Below are 6,629 nucleotides of genomic sequence, written 5' to 3' on the forward strand. Positions count from 1 at the left end.
CACGGCCCTGCGGGAAGAACTGAAAACCCGGCTCAAGGCCGAACTGCCGGACTACATGGTGCCCACGCACTTGTTGTTCCTGGAGCAATGGCCACTGACGGCCAACGGCAAGCTCGACCGCCGCGCCTTGCCGGCGCCGGATGCGAGCCTGTTGCAGCGTGAGTATCTGGCGCCGCAGACCGAGCTGCAGCAGCGCATCGCCGCCATCTGGCAGCAGGTGCTGGGCTGCGCGCAGGTCGGCCTGGCCGACAGCTTCTTCGAGCTCGGGGGGCACTCGCTGCTGGCCACCCAGGTGATCGTGCGCCTGCGCGAGCAGCTGGGACTGGAGGTACCGCTCAAGGACCTGTTCATTGCCGAGGATCTGCTGGCGTTCAGCGCCAGCGTGCAAGCCTTGCAGGTCGACACCCAGCCGGTGGAGGACGAATTGGCTAAATCTTTGGCTGCCCTCAAACGTTTATCAGCTGAAGAGCTCGAGAAGCTGATTTCATAACCAGGAGTAGTGGCGTGCAAGAATTGATCGGGGCGGTGGGCGAGCTGTCACCAAGGGAGCGCAAGGCCTTGGCGATAATGCTCAAACAGAAGGGCATCAACCTTTTTGGCATTGCCCCGGTATTCAAGCGAAAACCCGAAGAGCCGCTGTTGCTGTCGTACGCCCAGGAACGCCAGTGGTTCCTCTGGCAGCTGGACCCCGGTAGCGCGGCCTATCACCTGTCCAGCGCGCTGTCGCTGGACGGCGATCTGAACGTCGAGGCCCTGGAGCGCAGCTTTGCAGCGCTGCTGGAGCGTCATGAAGCGCTGCGCACCACCTTTGTCCAGCACGCCGAGCAGACCCTGCAGCAGATTGCCGAGCACGTGCCGTTCAGCCTTGGCCGGGCGACCCTGGCCAATGCCGACGCGGCGGCGATCAAGGCCTTCGTCGAGGCGCAGACGCGCAGCCTGTTCGACCTGCAGCAGGGCCCGCTGGTGCGTGCCACGCTGCTGCAGGTGAGTGCGACGCAGCATGTGCTGGTGATCGTGCAGCACCATATCGTTTCCGACGGCTGGTCGATGCAGATCATGGTCGACGAACTGATGCGCCTGTATGCCGCCCATAGCCAGGGCCGGACCCTGGAGCTGCCCGCCCTGAAGATCCAGTATGCCGACTACGCCCTGTGGCAGCGCCAATGGATGGAGGCCGGCGAACGTGACCGCCAACTGGCCTACTGGACCGCGCAACTGGGGGGGGAGCAGCCGGTGCTGGAGCTTCCCCTGGACCGCACCCGTCCGGCCGAGCAGAGCTTCAGGGGCGCGCAACTGGGTATCGAGTTGCCCGTCGAACTGGGTGCAGGGCTCAAGCGCCTGGCCCAGGCCGAGGGCGTGACCCTGTTCATGCTGCTGCTGGCTTCGTTCCAGACCCTGCTGCACCGCTACAGCGGCCAGCCCGACATTCGCGTGGGCGTGCCGGTGGCCAACCGCAACCGGGTCGAGACCGAAGGCCTGATCGGGTTCTTCGTCAATACGCAGATCCTCAAGGCGCAGTTCGATGCGCCCCTGACGTTTCGCGCGCTGTTGCAGCAGGTACGCCAGTGCGTGCTGGCTGCGCAGGACCACCAGGACCTGCCCTTCGAGCAACTGGTGGACGCGTTGCAGCCGCAGCGCAACCTGAGCCATAACGCGCTGTTCCAGGTGATGTACAACCACCAGGGCGAGGCCCAGGGCAACCCGGCGGCGCAACTGCCGGGCCTGACCCTGGCGCCGCTGCACTGGGACAACCCCACCGCGCAGTTCGACCTGACCCTCAACACCTACGACAACCCTGAAGGCCTGGCGGCAGCGCTGACCTACGCCACCGACCTGTTCGAGGCAAGCACCGCCGCGCGCATGGGCCGGCACTGGCTGAACCTGTTGCAGGCGATCCTCGCCAACCCGGCCGGGCGCATCGACGAGTTGCCCCTGCTGGGCCCGGCCGAGCAGCAGGCAACCCTGCGCCAGTGGAATGGCCAGCCCCGTGCGTTCCCGGTCACACAGTGCCTGCACCAGATGATCGAGGCCCAGGTCGAGCGGACGCCGCAGGCGATTGCGCTGTGCTGCGGCGAGGCCCGGCTCAGCTATGGCGAACTCAACGAGCGTGCCAACCGTCTGGCCCACCGCCTGATCGAACAGGGCGTGGGCGCCGATGTGCGGGTCGGCCTGGCGGTCGAGCGCAGCCTGGAGATGCTGGTGGGGCTGCTGGCCATCCTCAAGGCCGGCGGTGCCTATGTGCCGCTGGACCCGGCCTACCCGAGCGAGCGCCTGGCCTACATGATCGAGGACAGCGGCATCGGTCTGCTGCTGACCCAGCCATCGCTGCTGGCGCAGTTGCCGCTTGACGGCGGTGTGCAGTGCCTGTTGCTGAGCGACGATACAAGCGGCTACAGCCCGCACAATCCACAGGTGGTGCTGACCCCGGCCAACCTGGCCTACGTGATCTATACCTCGGGCTCCACCGGCAAGCCCAAGGGCACCTTGCTTGCCCATCACAACGTGCTGCGCCTGTTCGCCGCCACCGAGCACTGGTTCGCGTTCGGCCCGGACGATGTGTGGAGCCTGTTCCATTCCTACGCCTTCGACTTCTCGGTGTGGGAGATCTTCGGCGCGTTGCTGTATGGCGGGCGCCTGGTGGTGGTGCCACATGACGTCAGCCGCTCGCCGGAGGACTTTCATGCCTTGCTGCTCAAGGAGGGTGTCACGGTACTCAACCAGACCCCTTCGGCCTTCAGTCAGTTGATGCAGGTGGCCTGTGCGCCCGAGCATGCCGGCGCACGCAACGCCTTGCGCCACGTGGTGTTCGGTGGCGAGGCGCTGGAGGTGAAGAACCTGCGCCCGTGGTTCGAGCGCTTCGGCGACCGGCAGCCGCAATTGACCAACATGTACGGCATCACCGAAACCACGGTACATGTGAGCTACCGTCCGCTGCGCCTGGCAGACCTGGCGGGGGAGGCCGGCAGCCCGATCGGCGAGGCGATCCCGGACCTGTCCTGGTACCTGCTCGACCGCGCGCTCAACCCGGTGGCCAGGGGCTGCATCGGTGAGTTGTACATCGGCCAGGCGGGTCTGGCGCGTGGTTACCTCAATCGCGGCGACCTGACGGCCACGCGCTTTGTCCCCGACCCGTTCGGCGCTGCGGGCGAGCGCCTGTATCGCACCGGCGACCTGGCCCGCTATCGCGCCGACGGGGTGATCGAGTACATCGGGCGCATCGACCATCAGGTCAAGATCCGTGGCTTCCGTATCGAGCTGGGCGAGATCGAGGCCAGGCTGCAGGCACTGTCGCAGGTGCGCCAGGCCGTGGTGCTGGCCCAGGCGGGGGCCAGTGGCGCGCAACTGGTCGGCTACGTGGTGCCGCGCACGCCGGGCATCGACCCGGGCGAACTGCGCGAGGCGCTGAAGGCGCAGCTGCGCGAGGACCTGCCCGAGCACATGGTGCCGGCGCACCTGCTGTTGCTCGAGCAGTTGCCGTTGACCAGCAACGGCAAACTCGATCGCAAGGCCCTGCCGCAACCCGATGCCAGCTTGCTGCAGAGCGTCTACGTGGCCCCGCAGAGCGATCTGGAACAGCGCCTGGCGAGCATCTGGCAGGACGTGCTCAAGCTCGAGCAGGTAGGCCTGACCGATAACTTCTTCGAGCTTGGTGGGGATTCGATCATCTCGATCCAGGTGGTCAGCCGTGCACGTCAGGCGGGCATCCGTATCAGCCCCAAGGATCTGTTCCAGCACCAGACCGTGCAAAGCCTGGCCACGGTGGCGCAGGTCGGCACCGCCGGCACCGCGCCGGAACAGGTAGCACTGGTCGGCCCGACACCGCTGCTGCCGATGCAGCAGCTGTTCTTCGACAGTGTGCAGGTGCAGCGTCACCACTGGAACCAATCGGTGCTGCTCAAGCCGTCGCAGGCACTCGACGCGTCGCTGCTCGAGCGTGCCTTGCAGGCGGTGGTCGCGCATCACGATGCGCTGCGCCTGCGCTTCGAGCAGCGGGCCGACGGCTGGCACGCCCACGCCGTCGCCGAGCCGGGCACGGCGCTGCTGTGGCATCGCGAGGCGGCGTCGCTGCACGAGCTCGACAGTTTGGGCGAGGCCGCGCAGGCCAGCCTGGACCTGCAGCATGGCCCGCTGTTGCGCGGCCTGCTGGTCGACCTGGCGCAGGGCGAGCAGCGCCTGCTGCTGGTGATCCATCACCTGGCGGTGGACGGCGTATCGTGGCGCATCCTGTTCGAGGACCTGCAACAGGCCTACGCCGCCTTGCGTGACGGGCAGGCCGTGCAGCTGCCGCCCAGGACCACATCGATCAGACGCTGGGCGCAGTGGCTCCAGCAGCATGCGCGCAGTGAAGCGGTGCAGGCCCAGCTGGATTACTGGCAGTACCAGTTGCAGGGGGTGGCGCTGGCGTTACCGTCCGAGCACCCGCAAGGCGACCTGAGCAACCGCCAGGCTGCCAGTGTCAGTACGCGCCTGGACCTGGCGCAGACCCGTCAGTTGCTGCAGCAAGCGCCCGCCGCCTACCGCACCCAGGTCAACGACCTGCTGCTGACCGCGCTGGCCCGGGTGCTGACCCGCTGGACGCAGGCCCCGGCAGTGGCGCTGCAACTGGAAGGGCATGGCCGCGAGGAGCTGTTCGAGGACCAGGACCTGACCCGCACCGTGGGCTGGTTCACCAGCGTGTTCCCGCTCAAGCTGACCCCGGCCGCAGGCCTGGGTGACTCGATCAAGGCAATCAAGCAGCAGCTGCGCGCCATCCCCGACAAGGGCATCGGCTTCGGCGCCCTGCGCTACCTGGGCGACGAGGCGGCGCGCCGTGCGCTGGGCGAGCTGCCGACGCCGCGCATCACCTTCAACTACCTGGGCCAGTTCGATGCCAGCTTCGCCGACGCCACCGCGTTGTTCACGCCCTGCGGCGATGCGGCCGGCAACCCGCAAAGCGCCGAGGCGCCGCTGGACAACTGGCTGAGCATCAATGGCCAGGTCTACAAGGGCGAGCTGGAACTGAACTGGACCTTCAGCCGCGCCATGTTCGATACCGCCAGCGTGCAGCGCCTGGCCGATGCTTATGGCCACGAACTGTGCCTGCTGATCGCGCATTGCTGCAGCCCCGAGGCCGGTGGCGTGACGCCGTCGGACTTCCCGCTGGCGGGACTCGAGCAGGCCCAGCTGGATGCCTTGCCGATTGCCGCGCCTACCCTCAAGGACCTCTACCCGCTGTCGCCGATGCAGCAAGGCATGCTGTTCCACAGCCTGTACCAGCAGGACAGTGCCGACTACATCACGCAGATGAGCCTGGAGATCGACGGGCTCGACCCCGTGCGCTTTGCACGCGCCTGGCAGGATGCGGTGGACGCGCACGACATCCTGCGTACCGCATTTCTCTGGCAGCCGCCGCTGCTGCAGCCGTTGCAGGCGGTGCTGCGCCAGGCCACGCTGAGTTTCGAGGTGCACGACTGGCGTGAGCGCGACGACCTGGCACAGGCGGTGGCCGCGCTGGCTGGCAACGAGCGTCGCCGCGGCTTCGAGCTGGGCCACGCGCCGCTGTTGCGCCTGCACCTGGTGCAGAGCGGGGCGCAGCGCTACCACCTGATCTATACCCACCACCACATCCTGATGGATGGCTGGAGCAATTCGCAGTTGCTGGGCGAGGTGCTGCAACGCTATTGCGGGCAGGCACCGCAGGTCGCCGTTGGCAACTACAGCGACTACATCGCCTGGTTGCAGCGTCAGGACCGTCAGCGCAGCGAAGCCTTCTGGGGCGAGCAGTTGCGCGACTTGCAGGAGCCGACACGCCTGGCTCGGGTATCGACGCCTGCCGGCGATGGCTATGCCAATCACTACCTGACCCTGAAGGCCGCCGACACCGGGCGCCTGCAACGCTTTGCCCGTGAACAGAAAGTCACCGTCAATACCCTGCTGCAGGCGGCCTGGCTGTTGCTGTTGCAACGCTATACCGGGCAAGCATGCGTGGCCTTCGGCGCCACGGTGGCGGGGCGCCCAGCCGAACTCAAGGGGGTCGAGCAGCATATCGGGCTGTTCATCAACACCTTGCCGGTGGTCGCCAGCCCGCGCCCGGAGCTGACGGTCGGCCAGTGGCTGCAGCAGGTCCAGGCACAGAACCTGAGCCTGCGCGAGCATGAGCACACACCGCTGTTCGAAGTGCAGCGCTGGGCCGGCAAGGGCGGTGAGGCGCTGTTCGACAATATCCTGGTGTTCGAGAACTACCCGGTGGCCGAGGTGCTGGAGCAGGCGGCGCCAGAGGGCCTGCGCTTCGGCGCGATGGAGCAGCACGAACAGACCAACTACCCGTTGACCCTGGCCGTGGGGCTTGGCGACGAACTGTCGTTGCACATGAGTTACGACCTGGCGCACTTCGCACCGGCCACGATCGAGCAGATCGCCGCGCAGCTGGGCCACCTGCTGCTGGCCATGCCCTCGGCGGCTGATCGGCCCCTGGGCACATTGGCGCTGATGGAGCAGGCCGAGCAGCGCGAGGTGCTGGCCGAATGGAACCCGGCGCCTGCGCAGTTCGCCAGCCAGCGCTGCCTCCATGAACTGATCGAAGCCCAGGCTGCGCGTGCGCCGGGCTCCATCGCGCTGACCCTGGGTGACGCCCAGCTCAGCTACCGCGA

The 6,629-nt window shown here is 67.1% G+C and carries 2 protein-coding genes; both read left to right on the top strand.

Annotated elements, in window-relative coordinates; all coding sequences use genetic code 11:
• The coding region (locus tag QMX96_RS26250) for a phosphopantetheine-binding protein (protein WP_282362695.1) at positions 1-490 on the top strand (490 nt) is incomplete at its 5' end.
• Positions 491-504: 14 nt separating this feature from the next.
• Positions 505-6,629, top strand: a 6,125-nt coding sequence (locus QMX96_RS26255) for a non-ribosomal peptide synthetase (protein WP_282362696.1), incomplete at its 3' end; no start/stop codon positions are given.

It is taken from the genome of Pseudomonas sp. PS01300 (genome assembly GCF_029960155.1).
Classification (GTDB): domain Bacteria; phylum Pseudomonadota; class Gammaproteobacteria; order Pseudomonadales; family Pseudomonadaceae; genus Aquipseudomonas; species Aquipseudomonas palmensis.